16 protein-coding genes are annotated in these 20,815 nt (G+C 60.1%); 6 read left to right on the top strand and 10 right to left on the bottom strand.

All coding sequences use genetic code 11. The annotated features are described in order from the left end of the window. Positions 1-4 precede the first annotated feature (4 nt). The 3 genes from ACI512_RS12500 to ACI512_RS12490 all read right to left on the bottom strand — a co-directional run bounded on the left by ACI512_RS12500 (position 5) and on the right by ACI512_RS12490 (position 2,523). A complete protein-coding gene (locus ACI512_RS12500; protein ID WP_043205003.1) occupies positions 5-313 on the bottom strand; it encodes a hypothetical protein in 309 nt (102 codons plus the stop codon). Between the two features lie 250 nt (positions 314-563). Further along, on the bottom strand, positions 564-998 hold the full coding sequence (locus ACI512_RS12495) for a DoxX family protein (protein ID WP_236382461.1): 435 nt from the start codon (positions 996-998) through the stop codon (positions 564-566). 103 nt (positions 999-1,101) lie between these two features. Beyond that, positions 1,102-2,523, bottom strand: coding sequence for a transglycosylase SLT domain-containing protein (locus ACI512_RS12490; RefSeq protein WP_012722969.1), 1,422 nt, complete (start codon positions 2,521-2,523; stop codon positions 1,102-1,104). Positions 2,524-2,758: 235 nt separating this feature from the next. Here ACI512_RS12490 and ACI512_RS12485 point away from each other — a divergent pair, with 235 nt between their 5' ends. The 5 genes from ACI512_RS12485 (at position 2,759) to ACI512_RS12465 (ending at position 11,208) form a co-directional block, all read left to right on the top strand. Next, on the top strand, positions 2,759-3,565 hold the full coding sequence (locus ACI512_RS12485; RefSeq protein ID WP_236382470.1) for a TatD family hydrolase: 807 nt from the start codon (positions 2,759-2,761) through the stop codon (positions 3,563-3,565). A 96-nt stretch (positions 3,566-3,661) separates the two neighbouring features. Continuing rightward, on the top strand, positions 3,662-5,143 hold the full coding sequence (locus ACI512_RS12480) for a methyl-accepting chemotaxis protein (protein ID WP_405121829.1): 1,482 nt from the start codon (positions 3,662-3,664) through the stop codon (positions 5,141-5,143). 198 nt (positions 5,144-5,341) lie between these two features. Continuing rightward, positions 5,342-10,018, top strand: coding sequence for an RHS repeat-associated core domain-containing protein (locus ACI512_RS12475; protein ID WP_405121828.1), 4,677 nt, complete (start codon positions 5,342-5,344; stop codon positions 10,016-10,018). A 3-nt stretch (positions 10,019-10,021) separates the two neighbouring features. Continuing rightward, positions 10,022-10,654 (top strand): hypothetical protein, encoded by a 633-nt coding sequence (locus ACI512_RS12470; protein ID WP_405121826.1) that lies wholly within the window; start codon positions 10,022-10,024, stop codon positions 10,652-10,654. Between the two features lie 191 nt (positions 10,655-10,845). Continuing rightward, positions 10,846-11,208: an Mpo1-like protein gene (locus tag ACI512_RS12465; RefSeq protein WP_236381191.1), complete on the top strand. Its 363-nt coding sequence runs from the start codon at positions 10,846-10,848 to the stop codon at positions 11,206-11,208. Between the two features lie 2 nt (positions 11,209-11,210). Here ACI512_RS12465 and ACI512_RS12460 read toward each other — a convergent pair whose 3' ends face one another. The 3 genes from ACI512_RS12460 to ACI512_RS12450 all read right to left on the bottom strand — a co-directional run bounded on the left by ACI512_RS12460 (position 11,211) and on the right by ACI512_RS12450 (position 13,180). Then, a complete protein-coding gene (locus ACI512_RS12460) occupies positions 11,211-12,008 on the bottom strand; it encodes an acyl-CoA thioesterase II (RefSeq protein WP_012722964.1) in 798 nt (265 codons plus the stop codon). Between the two features lie 90 nt (positions 12,009-12,098). Then, positions 12,099-12,860, bottom strand: a complete 762-nt coding sequence (locus ACI512_RS12455) for a CHAD domain-containing protein (RefSeq protein WP_236381193.1) — start codon at positions 12,858-12,860, stop codon at positions 12,099-12,101. A gap of 41 nt (positions 12,861-12,901) precedes the next feature. Then, positions 12,902-13,180 (bottom strand): hypothetical protein, encoded by a 279-nt coding sequence (locus ACI512_RS12450; protein ID WP_012722962.1) that lies wholly within the window; start codon positions 13,178-13,180, stop codon positions 12,902-12,904. Between the two features lie 237 nt (positions 13,181-13,417). On the opposite strand from ACI512_RS12450, the gene ACI512_RS12445 reads away from it, so the two are divergent. After that, on the top strand, positions 13,418-14,455 hold the full coding sequence (locus ACI512_RS12445) for a patatin-like phospholipase family protein (RefSeq protein WP_012722961.1): 1,038 nt from the start codon (positions 13,418-13,420) through the stop codon (positions 14,453-14,455). A 114-nt stretch (positions 14,456-14,569) separates the two neighbouring features. Here the strand turns inward: ACI512_RS12445 and ACI512_RS12440 are convergent, their stop codons facing one another. From ACI512_RS12440 to kdpB, 4 genes are all read right to left on the bottom strand, one after another. Beyond that, positions 14,570-15,259 (bottom strand): response regulator, encoded by a 690-nt coding sequence (locus tag ACI512_RS12440; protein WP_043204998.1) that lies wholly within the window; start codon positions 15,257-15,259, stop codon positions 14,570-14,572. A gap of 37 nt (positions 15,260-15,296) precedes the next feature. Beyond that, positions 15,297-17,948: a sensor histidine kinase KdpD gene (locus ACI512_RS12435; protein WP_236381194.1), complete on the bottom strand. Its 2,652-nt coding sequence runs from the start codon at positions 17,946-17,948 to the stop codon at positions 15,297-15,299. Between the two features lie 125 nt (positions 17,949-18,073). Then, the gene (gene kdpC / locus ACI512_RS12430) at positions 18,074-18,619 is read right to left on the bottom strand and encodes a potassium-transporting ATPase subunit KdpC (protein ID WP_236381195.1); all 546 of its coding nucleotides are present in this window, start codon (positions 18,617-18,619) and stop codon (positions 18,074-18,076) included. Between the two features lie 138 nt (positions 18,620-18,757). Beyond that, the gene (gene kdpB / locus ACI512_RS12425) at positions 18,758-20,815 is read right to left on the bottom strand and encodes a potassium-transporting ATPase subunit KdpB (protein WP_236381196.1); all 2,058 of its coding nucleotides are present in this window, start codon (positions 20,813-20,815) and stop codon (positions 18,758-18,760) included.

Here is a 20,815-nt window from a genome sequence, read left to right as displayed (position 1 = left end):
ACGTTCAACGACGGGCTATCAGCCCCTGCCGGGCAACGCGGGTCAATTCGCGGATGACCTCATCGGCATCACTGGCGCTGGGGGCCTGGATAACCGCGAGGTCAAAACTGTTGCTGGCAAAACGCGCCAGGGAATCGCCGTCCTCGACAAACTGGATGAGGAACGCTGACGGTCGGCCTGTGCGACGCGGCCAACCATCCAGGTAACGCAACAGCGTCGGCTGGTGCTTGCCGCCCAGGAGAATTTTCGGATTGCGTTGAGTGAGGTCCGCAGTGATCGGAGCCAGGCGTATCAGGGGGCGTAATGCATTCATCGTGTCGTGTCTCTGCCTCAAAAGTCTGCGGGCAGGTGAGAGGCAACACCGAACCAGCGCTTTAGCGGAATTTCGAAGCATGGAGCATGCTTCTGTCGGGATCGATAACGATCACCCATGGCGCCCCGCAATTAGCTGTTTAAATCGGCGCATGAGCGGCATCCTAGAGAAGCCGGTGGGGCGGTGTCAAGAATCTCGAGCAACGAAAAGGCCCGCGCATGGCGGGCCGATTCAGGGTTCTGCAGAATGATCAGTGAGCGATGGCGCGGTCGGCAGACAGCTTGCCGGCACCTTCCAGCAGCACCGCAAGGGAGCCGCCCAGCAAGGCCAGTGCGAACTCATAACCGTTGTTAGCCATGAACAGACCGTTATGGATATGCACCGAGAAAATCGCCACCAGCGACAGGATAGTCAGGCCCAATGCCGCTGGGCGAGCCAGCAGGCCGATGATCAACGCCAGGCCCGCGAAGAACTCGGTACCGCCCGACAGCAGCGCCATCAGGGTACCTGGGGCCAGGCCGATGCTTTCCATCCACTGGGCAGTGCCCGCCAGACCGTAGCCGCCAAACCAGCCAAAGAGTTTTTGCGAGCCGTGTGCGGCGAAGATGATGCCGACCACAATACGCAAGAGGGTCAGGCCGTAGCCGGCGCGGGTAGACAGAATGGTTTTGATCAGTGGGCTCATGGTGATAATCCTTTTCTAAGTAGGGGTTGGTTGGCCGCTATATTAATCAGTTTAAAGAATGATAAAAGCCGAAAAAATGCCTGATTAATATCGAAATAACCGATTACTTCCGTGAAGCAATTTTTGGCGTCGGCGGCTCCAGTGACTCCCGTTCCCGGTCGAACGCCAAATAGTATTTGTTGACGCTATTAACATAGCTGACGCCGCCCATCCCTACTTGCTCCATGGCTATGCGTTCAACCTGGAAGAACCACTGATTGGGGTTGAGCCCCCGGCGCTTGGCCTCGGTGCGCATGCCCTGCACCCGCTCGGGCCCCATGTTGTAGGCCGCCAGCACAAAGGCCATGCGCTCACGCTCATTGAGCTTGGGGCTGGCGAAGAACTTGCGACGGATCATCGCCAGGTAGCGTGCCCCCGCCTGCACATTGCTATCGAGGTTCTCGATGTTGTTGACCCCCACACGCTGCGCCGCCGACGGCGTGATCTGCATCAGGCCGGTGGGGCCACCGCTGTTGCGTGCACCCGGGTCAAGCGCCGACTCCTTGAAGGCCAGCGCAGCGAGGTTGAGCCAGTCCATGCCCTGCTCGCGAGCATGCTTTTGCAAGACGGGGCGCAGTTTTTCCAGGCGCTGGCGGTCGACGCGGGCCAGTGGGTTGCGCACCTGATAGAGGCGACGGTAGATACGCTGGAACGCCACGTCCTGATCAGAGGGGGTTCGATAGGTCTTGAGAAATCGATCGATGCTGGCCCGCAGCATCGATGCATCCTGGCGCACAAACCAATATTCGTCACCGGGTGCACTGACCACCACCTGCTTATCGAAACGCAACTTGGGCAGGATCTTCGACCAGCGCTCGGCAATCGGCTTCTCGACAATAGTCAGGTGGAAAATCCCCGCCTGAACCATCTCAAGCACATCCTCCACGGCCAGGGTCGGGTCGACCCATTCCACCTTGATCGGTGGCTGTTTGTGCAGGGCCAGTTTCTGGTTGACCTGGCTGATGGCATCCGCCGCCGCGCTGCCGGTGGTCAACGCCAACGTACGCCCGGACAATTGCTCCAACTTGGTGAACCGTCGCTCGCCCTTCACGCCTACCAGCCACAGCGGCACATCGCTGGCAATCGGGTCGCTGGTGCTGATCTTGTGCACGGCCTTCACATCCAGCAATTCACCGGGTGCGACCAGGTCACCCTCGCCACGCGCCAGCGCGCCGAGCAATTGGTCCTTGGCCTTGGGAATGATCTTGAGGTTGATTTCCTGGCCATCACGGGCGTGGCCGTTGAGGTATTGCTCGAAGGCGCGCAAGCGATGGTATTCCACACCAATGGCCTGGCCCTGGACCTCGCCGGAACTGTTGCGGCTCTGGTTGACCAATACGCGCAAAGTGCGGCTCGAGCGAATCTCCGCCAGATCGCGAACCTTGCCGGGCTTGGTCACTTCCAGCGGCCCGTCCAGACGCGCGACCGCCTCCAGGGGCAGCCATAACGTCAGGCACAACATAAGCAACGCCGAGGGTCGGATCATCCGCTCTCCGGAAAGAATACTGGCCAACGCCCTCGCGAAAAATGAAGACGTGGGAGTCAGAAACAGAGCGCTTTATGCGCAGGCTTTGCGCGCAACGGTGGCAAGGGCAAGGCGTTGAGCCAAACACAATGTCACTTGCGACGTTCAAAGACAGCTATAACTCGTTGTAGTTCTTCGATTTTCTTATAAATCTACAGCTCTGATATGCTTTCCGGCCGCAGGCGGAGATAGCACCATGCAACTCATTGATATCGGCGTCAACCTGACCAACCCCAGTTTCGACGAGAAGCACCAGGCCGTGCTCGAGCGTGCCTACGCCGCCGGCGTGCAACAATTTGTACTCACCGGGACCAGCGTCGAGGGCAGCGAACAGGCCCTGGAGCTCTGCATAAAACAGGATGAAAGCGCTCAACGCCTGTTCAGCACCGCCGGCATTCACCCCCACTCCGCCAGCGACTGGAACGGCGACAGCGCCCAGCGCTTGCGTGGATTGCTCGGTGAAAGCCGCGTGCGTGCCGTGGGCGAATGCGGGTTGGATTTCAACCGCGACTTCTCGCCCCGCCCCCAGCAGGAAAAAGTCCTGGAAGAACACCTGGCCTTGGCCGTCGAACTGAAACTGCCGGTGTTCCTCCACGAACGCGACGCCAACGTGCGCCTGCTGGAGATCCTCAAGGGCTACCGCGACCACCTCACCGCCGCCGTGGTGCATTGCTTTACCGGCGAACAGCAAGCGTTGTTCAGCTACCTCGACCTCGACTTGCACATTGGTATCACCGGCTGGATCTGCGACGAACGCCGTGGGACGCACCTGCACCCACTTGTCAGGGAAATTCCCCGAGGCCGTCTGATGCTGGAAAGCGACGCGCCCTACCTGCTGCCACGTACACTGCGCCCAAAACCAAAAAATGGTCGCAACGAGCCCGCGTATCTGCCGGAGGTACTGCGCGAAGTCGCCCTGCACCGCAACGAAAGCGTGGAAGACCTGGCCCAACACAGCACCGCCAGCGCACGCGCTTTTTTCGGTTTGCCTGCCATTGTTTGATGCGGCGCATTGACCCATGTCAAAACGGTTTTCCTGAGTAGCGGCACAATAATGGCACCTTGCCAATGCTGTTTCCGCTATCAGAGAAAACCTTCCATGGGTGCCTGGCTTAGCAATATCTCGCTGAAGTACAAATTCTGGGCCGTCAATGCGGTCGCCTTCATTACCACGCTGCTGCTGGTGCTCTACGCCGTGCAGCTTGAACAACAGGCCCGCAGCACGGCGTCACACGCCTCGGCGCAGGCGCAAGCGCGGTTACTCAGCGCCTGGCCGGCGGACAAAACGCTGCCAAAGGGAGAGCTTTGGCTGACGTTTGCAGGTGGCCAAGTCCCACAACTGGCCGATCAAGATCTGTCAGCCCTGAGCAACGCCAACGGCTGGGTCGAACTCAATCACATGCCCCTCTTTGGCGAAAACCCACTGATGGGTGCCGAAGTGATCGTCCGCCCCGACGGGCAACACGTCGCCGTGCTCGCCTACGCCCCCAGCTTGAGCCAGGTGTTCACCGAACGCTTCGCCAACTACGCGGTGGCGGTGTTGATCCTGATGCTGGCGATGCTCGGTGCCTCGCAATTGCTGATCCGCTTCCTGCTCAGCCAGCTCAACACGCTAAAAGACGTGATGCTGCACGTGGAAAAAACCGGCGACCTTTCCGCCCGTGTGCCCTTGGCGTGCAAGGATGAAGTTGGCCAGATGGCCAGCGCCTTCAACGCCATGCAGGCCGGTTACCAGCGCGTGGTCAACACCGTCGCGCGTACCGCCCGGCAACTGGACGAGGGTGCTGCGCGTCTGGCCAGCAGCATGAACGAGGTGCAGCACGGTATGCTCGGCCAGCAAAGCGAAACCGACCAGGCCGCCACTGCCATTAACGAGATGACCGCCACCGTCCATCACATTGCCCAACATGCCGGCGCTACCCGGGATCTGTCGCAGACCGCCGACACCCTCGCCGGCAGCGGCCAGGAAGTGGTCACCCGTGTGCAACGCTCGATTGCAGGCCTGTCCACGGGGGTGCAACAGACGGCCGAAATGATCCAGAAACTCGCCGAGGACAGCCAGAAAATCAACGGCGTGGTCAGCGTGATCCACAGCATCGCCGAACAGACCAACCTACTCGCCCTCAACGCCGCCATCGAAGCCGCCCGCGCCGGGGAAATGGGCCGTGGCTTTGCCGTGGTTGCCGACGAAGTGCGTAACCTGGCCAAACGCGTGCAAAGCTCCACCGACGAAATCACCCGAATGGTCTCGGCACTGCAAGACGGCACCCGTGACGCAGTGGACTTCATGCAGGAAAGCTCGTTCAAGGCCGACGATTGTGTACAGCAAGCCCAGGAAGCCGGCGCCGCACTCGCCGAAATCACCGGCGCCGTGGCGCAGATGCGCGAAAGCAACACCCAGATCGCCGTCGCCGCCGAACAGCAGAGCCACGTCGCCGAAGAAATGAACCGCGCCGTGGTAAGCATACGAGATGTGACCGAGAACACCGTGCAGCAAACCGTGGACTCGGCGACCACCAGCAATGAACTGGCAACCTTGGCCGGGGAGTTGAGCAAGGCAATTGGGCAACTGAAGCTGTAGGACTGTTCAACCTGTAATCTTCTGCCTACACCAAAACTACGGTTTACCCGAGGTTTTGGCGAAACTTCCTAGCGTTACCCGCGAATAACGCCGACATCTTTTCCCTTTCAACCTCTCAAAAGTCTCTCGCCTGATCAATCAGCGCGAGGGACCGCCGATGCACTTCTCTATCCGTGCCCCACTTAATTGGGCCGTCGCATGATTCCGGTTATCGCCAAGTTCGTCCTGTCCCCCATGGATGACAAGAAGCCGGACGTCGACAGCGTTTTTCGTGACTTCCGCAATTGCCTGAATACCTTTGACGAATGGGCCGAGAGCTTCTGGAGCGGTTCGGCCCTGGAAGTGGAGCAGGTGTTCAAGGTAGGGGAACAGGTTTCCCTCATTGCTCCCGTATCGTCCAAAAAACCAAACTCCACGGTTGCCCTCTGCAAGGCCCAGGGCTCGTTGACCCTGGTGCATATGTTCGAGAGCACGCGGTTCGTGCCCATCGGCAATACCCCGGTGATGCTGCAGGCCATTGCTCCTGACGGCATCCCAATGGGCCCGCCGATCCATCGCACCATAGGCCCCAGTGGCATTCTCGAAGTCAGCGACTGCACCCGCGATCAACGCTACCAAATCACCTTTTACCCCAATGTCTCCAAGGATCATGTCAAGGCGCTGTACGCGTCTTATCAGTCGGTGATCGCGGGGCTGGAAATGGGTCTGCGTGATGAGTGGACGAAGACCTTCAAGCCGCAATGGAAAGACTTTGCCAACGCCACGCCGTTCGAGCGCAGCGCGATGCAAGGCCTGGCGTTCTCAACTGGGATTGCCAAGGCGCTCTACAACCTGTGGGACAACCTCACCCAGTTGTTCGAGCTGCTGGCGGATATCAAAGCCAATAGCCAGAAGTTGTTGCGGTACGTCTCACAGGCCGAACTCGACGAACTGCTGAAACTGGGCAAAGACGCCATCGCCCATGGCCTGCTCGTACTCAGCGATGAACCACTTTTGTTTATCTATCTGTCGGCCATGGTCGCCTGGATACGCCTGCTGCCGCCGCCTGAGATGTACGAGCTACTCGGCGAGATTACCGGCGAGGTGCTGATCAATCTGTTTTTGATCTGGGCGACGCGGGGCATGGGGGTTCAGGTTCGCCTGGGCATGCAGGTGTTGGGGCCGATCAAATCGGGTAGAGCACGCAAATGGCTGGAGCGGCTGGCTGATCAAGTGGTCGGGCCTCGGCTGGAAGCGCATGTCGAAACGGCCAAGCCGTTATTGCTGGGCAGCGCGGGGACGCCGATCAGGGTGATTCCGGATGTGCCGTTGAAGGCTGGAGATCAAGTGGTTGCCAACCCGGTGCCGGTGGTTCGGGACAAGGCCAAGCAGCGGACGGTGTTGGTGCGGCAGGAGTCTGTGGATGACATGCCGGCTGTTGCTAAGAACCCGGCTGGAGAGGCGGCCGCGTCTTCGGACAAGACCGCCACTAACGGTTGCCCGGTGTCGATGGTCACCGGCGAGGAACTGCTGACGCTGACCGATGGAACGCTGGACGGAGTTTTACCGTTTGAGTGGACGCGCTTGTACCGCACCAGTGCGGTGGAAGTGGATTGTGGGTTGGGGTTTGGTTGGAGTCACTCGCTGGCGCATCGGTTGAGTGTTTTCGGTGATTCGGTGGTGTGGACCGATCATGAGAATCGGTCGACTGCCCTGCCCTTGCCTACGGTTTCTCGGCCTGCGATTACCAATAGTTTGGCTGAAGCGGCGATCTACTTAGGGTCGTTGCCTGATGAACTGGTGCTGGCTCAGGCGTCACGGTTCTACCACTTTCGCGACGGTGCGCTGACGGCGATCAGCGATGCGTATGACAACCGGTTGCGCATTTCCCGCAATTATCTGGGGCAGATTGAACGGCTGGATAACGGTGTCGGGCGTTCATTGTTTTTGCGTTATGCGTCGGGGCGGATCGTGGCGGTGGATTATCAGATCCAGCGCTTTAAGGACGATGGTCCATATGTCTGGGTGACGGAACAGAACGTTGTTTCCTACGCGTATGACGGTGCTGGGCGACTGGTTTCTGCGACCAATGCTGTCGGCGAAAGCGAGGTTTATCGGTACGACGAACAGCACGTCATTCTTGAGCGTGGTTTGGCCGGTGGGGCGAGTTTCTACTGGGAGTGGGAACGGGCTGGTAAGGCGGCGCGGTGTGTGCGGCATTGGGCCAGCTTTTCGCAGATGGACACGCGATATGCCTGGGATGACAACGGGCAGGTCACGGTGTTTAACGCCGACGGCAGCCAGGAAGTCTATGTCCATGATCAGCGGGCGCGGCTGGTGCAGCGAGTGGATCCGGACGGTGCCGAGCACTTCAAGTCCTACGATGAAAAAGGCCGGCTGACGGTTGAGCAGGACCCGCTGGGAGCGGTGACGGCGTATCAGTACGACGAAGCCGGACGCTTGGTGGCGTTGTTTCCGGGAGAGGATGAGCCGACGACCTACGAGCATGACAACGGGTTCGTACGGGTTGTGCGGCGTGGTGAAGCGGTTTGGAAGTATGAGCGCAATGACCAAGGCGACGTTATTCGCAAGGTCGATCCTGACGGCAACGCTACGGACTACAGCTACAACAAATATGGGCAGTTGGTTGGGGTTTGGTATCCCGATCACAGCTGTCAGAAGCTGGTTTGGAATGAACGTGGGCAGTTGCTTGAAGAGCAGTTGCCGAATGGTGGGATCGAGCGTTATCGCTATGACGATCTTGGGCGAAAAATCTCCCAAGAAGATGAGCACGGTGCGCTCACACAATTTGAGTGGAACGACGTTGGGCGGTTAGTCCAAATCGTCTTGCCGAGCGGCGACACGCGTAAATATACCTACAACCCCTACGGAAAAATCACTTCCGAACGCGATGAACTAGGGCACGTCACCCGCTACGAATACGCCGACGGCCTGCACCTGATCAGCCGTCGCCTCAACGCCGATGGCAGCCAGGTCAACTACCGCTACGACAACGTGCGTTTGCTGCTGACCGAGATCGAAAACGAGGTTGGCGAAACCTACAAGCTTGATTACCACGCCAACGGCCTGATCCAACAGGAGATCGGCTTTGACGGTCAGCGCACCGCTTACGTTTACGACCTCAACGGCAACCTTCAGGAAAAGACCGAACACGGCGATGACGGCAGTCAGTTGGTTACCCGCTACGAGCGAGACCACGCCGGTCGACTCGTAAGAAAAACCCTGCCTGATGGTGGTGCCGTCGACTATGCCTACGACCGTCAGGGCAATCTCCTCAGCGTCGAAGACGGCCACTGGGCGCTGGCCTACGAATACGACAAACAAAACCGCCTCACCGCCGAACACCAAGGCTGGGGCACCCTGCGCTATGGCTACGACGCTTGCGGCCAACTAACAAACCTACGCCTGCCGGACAACAACCGCCTCACCTTCAACCACGACAAAGGCGGTCACCTTTCCACCGTTGAACTGAACGGCACGGTACTGACCTCACACCAATTCAACGCTGGCCGCGAACAACAACGTACCCAAGGCAAACTGCTCAGCACTTACCAACACGACCACCAAGGCCGCCTGTTCAACCAAAGCATCGGCGATGCCGAAGGCCCGGTGTACCGCCGTCATTACGACTACGACAAATCCGGCAACCTCACCCGCCTGCTCGACACCCGCAAAGGCGAGCACCACTACCACTACGACCCACTAAGCCGCCTCACTCGCGCCGACCACTCCCAAGGCGAGCAAGAACGCTTCGGCCACGACCCCGCCGGCAACTTGCTCATGCAAAACCGCCCCGGCCCCGACATCGTGGCGGGCAACCGCCTGATGATCCAAGGCGACCACCACTACGACTACGACGCTTTCGGCAATCTCATCCGCGAACGCCGCGGCAAAGGCCATCAACTTGTCACCGAATACCGTTACGACTGCCAGCATCGCCTGATCGGCCTCACCCAACCCAACGGCCAAACCGCCAGCTACCGCTACGACCCGTTCGGGCGGCGTATCAGCAAAACCGTTGATGGCCTTACGACCGAGTTCTTCTGGCAAGGCGACACACTCATCGCCGAGCACCACCAGGACCGTCACCGCAGCTATGTCTACGAACCCGAAACCTTCCGCCCGCTCGTCCTGCTGGAAGGCTTCGGCCCAAAGGAAACCAAGGCCTACCATTACCAACTCGACCACCTTGGCACCCCGCAAGAACTCACCGACACCGGCGGAGAAATTGTCTGGTCCGCGTATTACCGCGCGTACGGCGAAATCACCCGGCTCGACATCGGAAAAATCCACAACCCGCTGCGCTTCCAGGGCCAATACTTCGATCAAGAAAGCGGACTGCACTACAACCGCCATCGCTACTACAATCCGGATATTGGTCGTTACCTGACGCCGGACCCGGTGAAGCTGGCGGGTGGAATCAATGGATATCAGTACGCGCGTAATCCTACGGGATGGGTGGATCCGCTAGGCTTAAGCACGTGCCCTGGCGGTAATGGGTGTAAATCAACACACAACGCTGACGAGCCGGGAAAACATGCCAAGGTAGACGAAGGCGATGCGGAGCTCCCTAAGGGCGCTGATAGCAAACTATCTAGACGTGGTGCATTTAAAAGAGCAAAAGCAATAGGTGGAGTTCCAAAAAATCAACACCCAATTCAAATACGTCGAGACAAGATCAAAGATCAAGACCAACACACGATGGGCAGGGTGTATATATTTGAACTAAAAGAGCTCCAAATAGAGATCCAGGAACACTCACTTGGCCACAAAAAAGGAAACCTTGGTCCACACTTCAATACGAAGGCCACCATTGACGGAAATGCAGTCCCATTAAAAAACCACACAGACAACCACTCATACTTCAGGAAATAAAAAATGGAAGCAGTATTTATCAGAGAGCTAGGCATACATCCCTGGGACCAGTTACACCCTAGCAACGATGAAAACTATATTACGGTCACACTGCTTCACCAAGATTACGCAGGCGCTTGGAAAGCCTGGTGTGAGTTCAGCTCTTTACTTACGCAAAAATTGCCAAATATTGTACAATGGCACACGAAACTATTACCGTACTACAGTAAGACTCAAGAGTATCTTTCACTAAAAAACTTCGCCAAAAGCTCCCAACCAGGAGATATTTTCAGAAAAAATGAATCAACCGGAATTTACTCTAGAGTAATTCACTTAGATCCTGATCCATTTCACATAGATCCTAATAGGATGGCCTGCTATCGAACATCCGTAACACTGATGCAAGAAAGCAACAGCACTCTTGAAAACTTATGGCAAAACTTAAGTCAGCTCACAGACATTTCAAAAGCCGAAGACTTTAAATTAATACTTGCTGATGAGCATTCTATTTCTTTCAGATTCTATGATGCAGAAACACATGGCGCGGCCCAACTCATTTGCCATTCAGAACATCTACCGCTCCTGAACGAAACAATAAAAAAAATGAACTTGGAAGAAATTCAGCAGGAAGGTGTCTACGCGTATATCCACAGTTAGCCTGTATGGGCAACGACGACATTTATTTATTTTACGTGCGCGCCCAATCAAAAGCTGAATATTGGATTACTAATGTCTCTATATTTTTCCCGCTAAGGCTATAGACCCCATAGCCAACCCCAATTCGCCCCCCCACCCAACCCCACCTAAACTCTCTCCATGTTGTTTCAACGGACAGAGGATTCACCATCATGGGCAAACGTCATCCCAATCTCCCCGCCTGGCAATGGCGTAACTACCCGCAGAACCATCAGCACCCGACCAACCTGGCGTTGCACCTGATTGCCGTGCCGCTGTTTATCATCGGGTTTCTGTTGATCGTGTCCGGTGTGTTCAGCCTGAGCCTGGCCAGTTTTGCCATCGGGGTTGTCGGTATCCTGGCCGGCTTGGCGCTGCAGCAGCATGGCCATAGCCTGGAAGCCCAGGCCAGTGAGCCGTTCAGTGACCGTAATGATGCGGTACAACGCCTGGTGGTCGAGCAGTTCGTGACCTTTCCGCGTTTTGTGTTGAGCGGTGGCTGGTGGCGTGCCTGGCGGCAGCGCCACAGGCATTGAGGTCAGGCGAAGACCACCACGGTCTGGCGGCTGATGGCGATGAGTTCGCCGGTCGGGCTCCATAGCGCGGCGGCGGCATGGCCGTAGCCGTCGCGGGCGTGCTCGATGTTGACGTAGTACTGGCACCAGTCGAGAGTCGTGAGGTCTTGCAGGGGCTGGATGAATTCGATGGTCCAGGTCAGGGTGCTGCCCGGTGCCGGTTTTTTGAGGTGCGGCAACAGTGCCGGGGGCCAGGCATCGACCAGGGCGAGTATATGTGCCTCGGTCAGTGGCTCTTCTTTCACATCTCCCCGTAACCGCACCCAACCGCCCATATCGCGGGATTTGTTGCCGGTGAACGGCAGGCCGCCGACGCTCCAGCGCATCGCCAGGTGGCGCATGAATTCGGGGGTGACGCCCTTGATATAGGGCAGTTCCTGGCACTCATCCCAGTGTTTGAACACGGGTGGCGCTTGACTCTCAACCGCAATTTCCGACTCACGGGACGCGCCAAAACTGGCTTGTACCAACGTTGCCACTTCTCCGTTCTGCACCACGCGGCCGAGCAACTGGCTGACCGCTTTGCCTTCGCGTAACACTTCGACTTGATAACTGGCGCAAACGTCGGGCGCTACAGGGCCAACGAAGGTGATTGCCAGCGACCGCAGCGGGCGATCGGCCGGCACCTGGGCACGCAGGGCTTCGTATTGCAATGCGGCGACCAACCCACCAAAGGTCGCGCGACCCTGGGCCCATTCGGCGGGAATGGTGACATCCAGCGGGTTGCTACGGGCGGCATCGAGCAAATCACTAAAGCGCATAGCGGTCTCACATCAAGAGGAACAGATGAGCGATCTTAACCATCGAACCGGCCAGGTACAGCGCCTATTCCGGCCAAAAGCCGGACCGGCTCAGAAACAATCGGCGCTGAGTTTGTCCAGCACCCGATCCGCCTGCCCTTCAGCCTTGGCCATGGTGCGATGCCACACCGCAACACAAGGTTGCAGATCCGCCTGATGCTCGGCTTGCGCCAGCCATTGCCAGCAATCATGCCAATCCCCCAAGGCGCCTTGGGCCTTTTTCAGCCGCGACAGGGCGTTGGCAGGCAACTTGTCCAATTCGGGGTAAGCCTCAGCGGCGTATCGCACACGCTTGATCAACAACCGCAGGCGATGGCGATCATGGTCGGGGTCCTTCAACGCTTCATCGAGCTTCTGCCATTGCTTGACCAAGCGTTTTTCGATGCGCGCACGCAAACCTTTGAGCAATTTCTGGTGTTCAGAGGCCCGGATAAAACGTGGGAAAGCGTCGAGGATCAGCAGCAAATGCGCGAGCTCCGGGCTCTGCGCCACTTGGCGATAGGCAGCGGGTTGCAGGCGCAGTCGCCGGTCGGCGGCCTCGTGATGACCATGCTGGAGTAAATAAGCCGCCAGCACCTCACGGTCGCGTAGCGGCGTCGTCAATTGGCCGACAGTACGGGCGGCCGATTCAAGCTGCTCAACCCCAGGCAACCCACGCAAGGGGCGCAACAAACTGCGCAAACGGCGCACGGTGGTGCGCAGGTCGTGCAGGGATTCATCGTCGGTGACGGCGGCGAGGCGAGCCTGGCAGCTCAGTAACCCTACTTCCAGGCCAATGACCTGAGCGACTAACTGATCGACCAAAGCTGACATTCTGCCCTCGCTAGCTGATGAAATGTCCTACTCACAGCAGGTTAACGCCCTGCGCGAGACTCTCGGATATAGAACCGCGCTTTCTCGGCCTTGTTGGAGCAGCCTTCAAACGCCTCGAACTGTTGCTGGGTCTTGGCCCCTGTCAACAAAGACAAGGCTTTGGAATAGCTCACGGTCCCGGCAAAACCTTCCGCCTTGGCCAAGTCCAGCTCTTTCCAGGCGGCGTCCAGTTGCGAGCCGCAGCTGTCGCGATACGCGGTTTTCCCGGCGCAACCGGCAAGGGCCAACACGATCACAGGCACACACATCCAGGCTTTCATCGATGACACCTCAAAATAAAGAAAAAACAGTCGTACGCTGTAGACGTTGCCTACATGGAAAAGTGCCTGTCCTTAGCCTGAAATCGATAGTACCTATAGCAAAGCAGTACCGCAGCAATACCAGAGCATACCCGAGCACTGCGGCTATCCTGGAAAAATATTGCAGGCCCCGCGAAGATTGAAGCCGCCCCCTCAATGGGTGCATTGTGGGCACCTGCTTTGGGGAGGACATGGACCATGAATAAACGTGTTGCCTTGGTGCTGGGCTCCGGGGGGGCCCGGGGCTACGCGCATATCGGCGTGATTGAGGAAATCGAACGGCGTGGCTATGACATTGCCTGTATCGCCGGGTGTTCCATGGGGGCAGTCGTCGGCGGGATCTACGCCGCCGGCAAACTGGATGAATATCGGAACTGGATTGAAAGCCTCGACTACCTCGACGTGCTGCGCCTGGTCGACGTGAGTTTTCGCTTGGGGGCCATTCGTGGCGAGAAAGTCTTCGGGCAGATCCGCAAGATCGTCGGCGAGATCAATATCGAAGAGCTGCGCATCCCCTACACCGCCGTCGCCACCGACCTCACCAACCAGCAGGAGATCTGGTTCCAGGAAGGCTGCCTGCACCAGGCCATGCGCGCCTCGGCGGCGATTCCCAGCCTGTTTACTCCGGTGATGCAGGGCAATCGCATGCTGGTGGACGGCGGCTTGCTCAACCCTCTGCCCATCGTGCCGGTGGTGTCGAGCCACTGTGACTTGATCATCGCGGTCAACCTCAACGCCACCAACCAGAAGCACTACCAGTTGCCGGTGATTCAGCGCCCGCCAGCGTTCAAGAGTCGCTTCAACAACTTGGCGAAATCACTCGGTTCGCACTTGCCGTTTCGCCGCAAGCAGGCCGAACAACTGATGAAGCTGGAGCAGGAAGCCTTGGAGGCCCAGGCGGCGGAGATCAACCCGTGGCTGGAGTCTGCCGAGCCCGAGTCCCAGCAACCCGCCGCCGCGCCGGAAAAGCCCGGCGCCCCCAAGTCAGCGACCGGTTCGTTCATTATCGATAACGTCGGCCCGGCGTCGCTGCTCGACCTGATCAACCAGAGTTTCGAGGTGATGCAGACGTCGCTGGCGCAATACAAGATTGCCGGCTATCCGCCGGATGTGTTGATTAACGTGCCAAAGCGCGTGTGTCGGTTTTTCGAGTTCTACAAGGCGCCGGAGTTGATCGCGCTGGGGCGGGAAATTGCCAGTGATACGTTGGATCGCTATGAGAGTGAGCAGCGCTGAGAGCCTTGGTGATGCTGATGGCCCCATCGCAGGCAAGCCAGCTCCCACCTTTGGAATGCATTTCCCTGTGGGAGCTGGCTTGCCTGCGATGACGCCAGAGCAAGCACCAACGATCTACCCGCCTAACAACCGATACCCCACCCCCGCCTCAGTCACGATAAACCTTGGCTGGGTCGGGTCATCCGCCAGTTTTTGCCGCAGATGCCCCACCACAATGCGCAAGTAATGGCTGTCTTCGGTATGGGTCGGCCCCCAGATATCCTTGAGTAACTGTTGCTGGGTAATCACCCGCCCCGGATGCCGCGCCAGTTGCGCCAGCACCGCATATTCCTTGCGGGTCAACGCCACTTCCGCCCCGTCCAGCAGCACCCGGCGATAGGCCAGGTCCACCGTCAACGGGCCAAAACTCAAGGCCGCTTCCTGCGCTTCACCGGCCGGGGCCTGACGCAGCAACGCGCGTACACGGGCGAGAAACTCCTGGATGCCGAAGGGTTTGGTCACATAGTCATTGGCACCACTGTCGAGGGCCTCGACCTTTTGCCCTTCGCTGGCCCGTACCGACAGCACCAGCACCGGCACCGTCGACCATTCGCGGAATTCGCGCAGCACCTGCTGGCCGTCCATGTCCGGCAGGCCAAGGTCGAGCACCAGCAAGTCCGGCTTGCTCAGCGCCGCCTGGGCCAGGCCTTCGGTGCCGGTGCCGGCCTCGATCACTTTATAGCCCTGGGAGGCCAGGCTGATGCGCAGGAATTTGCGGATCTGCGGTTCGTCATCAATGACCAAAATCGTCGCGGTCTGGCTCATGGTGTCCAATCAAAATCCGTGAAGAAAGCAGGGTAGCTCATGCCTCGCGCTCCAGACCAGGCTGTGTCGGCAAGGGCAGGAACAAGGTGATGCAGGTGCCACGCCCGTTGATACCGTCGGCCACGCTGATATGCCCACCGTGGGCACCGACCATGCCTTGGCAGATCGCCAGGCCCAGGCCTGTGCCCTGCCCGCCCCGATCACCGCGAGCGGCGGTGTAGAACATGTCAAAGATCTTTGCGCGTTCGTCTTCGGGAATACCGGGGCCCTCATCAGCCACGGCGAAAAACAGCTGGTTATCCAACACCCCGGCACTCAGTTGCAAGCGGCCTTGCGGCGGCGAAAAGCGTGCGGCGTTTTCCAGCACATTCACCAGGGCCTGCTCGATCAACGCGGCATGCACATACAACAACGGCAGCTCCGGCGGCACATCGGCCCTCACCTGCAACGGCGCCAGCACCGCCCGCAAACGACCGAGGGCGCTGCCGACGATATCGCCCGGCGAGACCCAATCCCGCGCCAGTTTCAACGCACCGTGGCCAAGGCGTGTCATGTCCAGCAAGTTCTGGATATAGCGATCCAGGCGCTCGGCCTCATCGCGGGTGCCCTCGAGCAATTCGCGGCGATCTTCCAGGGGGATGGCCTCACCGAGTGCCAGCAGGCTGTCGATGCTGCCGCGCATGGAGGTCAGTGGCGTGCGCAAATCATGTGACACCGAAGCCAGCAACGCACTGCGCAGTTGTTCGGTTTCGCCATGCAGCCGAGCGGACTCAAGCTCCTGGGCCAGTTGCGCCCGCGCCAGTGCCTGGGCCAGCGGTTGGCTCAAGGCGGTCAGCAAGCGACGGCGTTGACCGCTCAATTCCAGACCGGGCTTGGGACTGACCCCCAGCAACCCCAGCGGGCCCTCTTCGCCCGACAGCGGCCACCACCACCAACGCCCGAACGGCAACGTGCCGGTGCCCATGCCCGCCGGTTGATCGTGCTGCCAGGCCCAGTCGGCGGCGGCGCGCTCGGCTTCGGTCAGCGTCAGCGGGCCCCCGGTCTCAATCGCCCAGCCGCCCTGGCCGTCGCGGTTGACCAGGCACAGGTCGAGGTCGCTCCAGCCTTCCAAATGATGCGCCGCCGCGCTGATCACTGCCTGGCGATCGGTAGCGGCGGTGAGTTTGCGTGACAGGTCCAGCAGTTCGCTGGTTTCTTCCTGGGTATCGCGCAGCGCCTGCAACTGGCGGCGTTGGCGCGCAGCCAAGTTGCCCGTCAGCGCCGCCATCAACAGAAAGAACAACAGGGTCAGCACGTCTTCTTCGCGCTGGATGGCGAAGGAAAAATTCGGTGGGATAAACAGGAAGTCGTAGGTCATGAACGACAACCCCGCACACACCAGCGACGGCCCCAGGCTGCTGCGCACCGCCACCAGCAATACCGCGGCCAGGAACACCAGCGAGATATTCGGCAACGGCAACACGCTGGACACCGCCCAAGCCACTGCCGCCGCAACCACCGTCGCCACGACCGCCAGCGCGTAATCGAACCACACCAGCCCGCGCACCTCCGGCAAACGGGGCGACGCGGGCATGTCGTCGCTGTCGAGGATGTTGATTTCCAGACCCCGCGCATGACGCAGCAAGCGCGCGGCCAGGCCACCCCCGAATAACCGACGCCGCCAACGCATCCGCGATTGCCCCACCAGCAACAGGCTGGCACGGCGTTCGGCAGCATGCTGGATCAGCGTCTTGGCCACCTCCCCCGCCCGCAGCAACACCACCTCACCGCCCAGGCGTTCGGCCAGTTGCTGGGCATTTTGCAGGCGTAGCCGCGACTGTTCATCCCGCGCCCGGCCGTTGTCGATATGCACCAGGCTCCACGGCAAATGGCGGCGCTGGGCAACGCGGCTGGCGTGCCGTACCAAGCGTTCGGCCTGCGCATCGCCATCCACCCCCACCAGCAAGCGCCCGCGCACCGCCGGCGCGGACTGGCCCAGTTGGCGATAACCCTGGGCCAGATCGTCATCGACGTGGGCGGCGGCGGTTTGCATCGCCAACTCGCGCAGGGCCATCAGGTTGGTCTGGGTGAAAAACGCATCGATGGCCGCGCGGGCCTGTTCCGGCACGTAGACCTTGCCGTCGCGCAAGCGCTCCAGCAATTCGCGGGATGGCAGGTCGATCAGCAGCAGTTCGTCGGCCTCTTGCAGCACCCAGTCCGGCAAGGTTTCGCGCACCTGCACGCCGGTGATACCGCGCACTTGGTCGTTGAGGCTTTCCAAGTGCTGGACGTTGACCGTGGTAAACACGTTGATGCCGGCGGCAAGCAATTCCTGGATGTCTTGCCAGCGTTTTTCGTGGCGACTGCCGGGGGCGTTGCTGTGGGCCAGTTCGTCCACCAGCACCAGCCTGGGCTTGGCGGCGAGCAGGCCGTCGAGGTCCATTTCTTCGAGCATCACGCCGCGGTATTCGCTGCGCAGCAAGGGTTGCTGTGGCAGGCCGCTGAGCAACGCTTCGGTCTCGGCGCGGCCATGGGTTTCGACCACGCCGGCAACCAACCGCACGCCTTGGCGCAACTGCGTGTGCGCGGCCTGGAGCATCGCGTAGGTCTTGCCCACCCCCGGCGCAGCGCCGAGGAAAACTTTGAGCCGGCCACGGCCGTCCCGGGGCAGATCGGCTAACAGGGCGTCGGCGCGGCCGGAGTCGCTCATGCTCGGGGGTTCCTTCAGATGTTTATGGGTTGCACCTCAGGCCGCCATCGCGGGCAAGCCCACTCCCACATTTGGAATGCATTCACCTGTGGGAGCTGGCTTGCCTGCGATGCCGGAGCCACTGTCTACAACTTTTCCAGGGCCATATTCAGCGCCAGCACATTCACCACCGGCGGGCCCACCAACGGGCTTTCGATGTGTTCATCCAGCAACCGCTGCACGGTCGACACCGGCACATTCCGCGCCGCCGCCACCCGCGCCAGTTGATAGGCAATCGCCTGGGGTGGCAAGTGTGGATCAAGACCGCTGCCAGAGGTAGTCAGCGATACCAAGGGGACCGGCCCCTGGCTCGGCACTAACTGTTTGCTCGCGTCATCGAAGATACGCGTCGCCAGCGCCGGGTTGCTTGGGCCGAGGTTACTGGCGCTGCTGGAAACCGTCGCAAAAGCGCCGGCGGACGGACGCGGGTGGAACCAGCCGTCGCCGGTAAAGTCCTGGGCGATCAGGCTGGAACCGCGCACTTTGCCGCTGGCGTCGCGTACCAGGCTGCCATTGGCCTGGTCCGGGAAGGCGACTTGGGCGACGCCGGTCACCACCAATGGGTAGGCGACGCCGGTGATCAGGGTCATGAGCACCAGCAGGCTCAGGGCTGGGCGGACAATATTGGACATATTCAAATCCTCAATTCAGTCGAGAAACCCCTGTGGCGAGGGAGCTTGCTCCCGTTCGGCTGCGTAGCAGCCGCAGAGCTTGGGACCGCTGCGCGGTCCAACGGGAGCAAGCTCCCTCGCCACAAAAGAAGGGTTCGGTTACACTAGGTGCAGCGCAGTCAGCAGCATGTCGATCGCCTTGATGCCCACGAACGGCACCAGAATCCCGCCCAGCCCGTAGATCAACAGGTTGCGCCGCAGCAACGCCGCCGCACTCGCCGCCTGCACGCGTACACCGCGCAGCGCCAACGGAATCAGCACCACAATGATCAAGGCGTTAAACACAATGGCGGAGAGAATCGCGCTCTGCGGGCTCTGCAAGTGCATCACGTTGAGCACGCCGAGTTGCGGGTAGATCGAGGCGAACAATGCCGGCAGGATCGCGAAGTACTTGGCCACGTCGTTGGCGATGGAGAAGGTGGTCAGCGCGCCACGGGTCACCAGCAATTCCTTGCCGATCTGCACCACGTCCAGCAGCTTGGTCGGGTCGCTGTCGAGGTCGACCATGTTGGCGGCTTCGCGAGCGGCCTGAGTGCCGTCATTCATGGCCATGCCGACGTCAGCCTGGGCCAGCGCCGGGGCGTCATTGGCGCCGTCACCGCACATCGCCACCAGGCGACCGTCGTTCTGTTCATGACGAATGCGCGCGAGTTTTTTCTCCGGCGTGGCTTCGGCCAGCACATCATCCACGCCCGCTTCGGCCGCAATCGCTGCAGCGGTCAGCGGGTTGTCGCCGGTGACCATCACGGTGCGGATGCCCAGTTTGCGCAGTTCAGCGAAACGCTCACGAATGCCGGGCTTGACCACGTCCTTCAGGTGGATCGCGCCGAGCAACTTGCCATCGGCACACACCAGCAACGGGGTGCCGCCGCTTTGGGCGATCTTGTCGATTTCCCGCGACAGCGCGGGCTGCAGGTCGCGACGTTGTAGACCGATGAACGCCAACAGCGAATCCACCGCGCCTTTGCGAAATACGCGGCCCTGATAATCGACACCGGACAACCGCATTTCGGCACTGAACGGCACGGCCGTCAGCTCGTCCGCAGTCGGCTCGGCCTGAGGGTGCAAGGCGCGCAGGTATTCGACGATGGACTTACCTTCCGCCGTGTCATCCGCCAGCGAGGCAAACAACGCGCCTTCGGCCACTTCCTTGCCACTGACGCCAGGCGCCGCGACCACCGCCGCGCAGCGACGGTTACCAAAGGTGATGGTGCCGGTCTTGTCCAGCAGCAACACATGCACGTCGCCCGCCGCTTCCACGGCACGCCCGGACTTGGCGATGACATTGAGGCGAACCAGACGGTCCATGCCGGCGATACCGATGGCCGACAACAAGCCGCCGATGGTGGTAGGAATCAGCGTCACCAGCAGTGCGACCAGGAACACCAGCGGCAAGCTGCCATTGGCGAAGTGGGCGAACGGTTGCAGGGTCACCACCACCAACAGGAAGATCAGGGTCAGGCCGATCAGCAGGATATCCAGCGCGACTTCGTTGGGGGTTTTCTGGCGTTTGGCGCCTTCCACCAAGGCGATCATGCGGTCGAGTGTGGACTCGCCGGGGTTGGCGGTGATGCGGATCAGCAGCCAATCCGAGACCAGGCGGGTGTTGCCGGTGACGGCCGAACGGTCGCCGCCGGACTCACGGATCACCGGTGCGGATTCCCCGGTGATCGCCGCTTCGTTGACCGCCGCAATACCTTCGATGACTTCGCCGTCACCGGGGATCATTTCTCCGGCGGCGACGCGCACCACATCGCCTTTGCGCAGGCTGGTGGCCGGCACGACCTTGAAGCTGCCATCGGCTTCCTTGCGGTGTGCGCTCAGGCCTTCGCTACCCGCCTTGAGGCTGTCGGCACGGGCCTTGCCACGCCCTTCGGCCAAGGCTTCGGCGAAGTTGGCGAAGAGCACGGTGAACCACAACCACACGGCAATCTGCACCGCGACGAACGTCGGCACGGCGGTGTCAGGCACGAAGCACAGCACGGTGGTGAGGATGGCGGTCAGCTCGACCACCAGCATCACCGGCGAGCGTTGCAGTTGACGCGGGTCCAGCTTGACGAACGCCTGGACCAGCGCCGGGCGCCACAGGGCTGAGATGGCGGTTTTGGCGGGTTCCTGGGTTTTGACCGGGGCCGCGTTTTTTGCAGGCATATTCAT

This window comes from Pseudomonas petroselini (assembly GCF_045037875.1).
Taxonomy (GTDB): domain Bacteria; phylum Pseudomonadota; class Gammaproteobacteria; order Pseudomonadales; family Pseudomonadaceae; genus Aquipseudomonas; species Aquipseudomonas petroselini.
The sequence above is the reverse complement of the archived record's forward strand: the minus strand, read 5'-3'. Positions and strand labels throughout refer to the sequence as shown.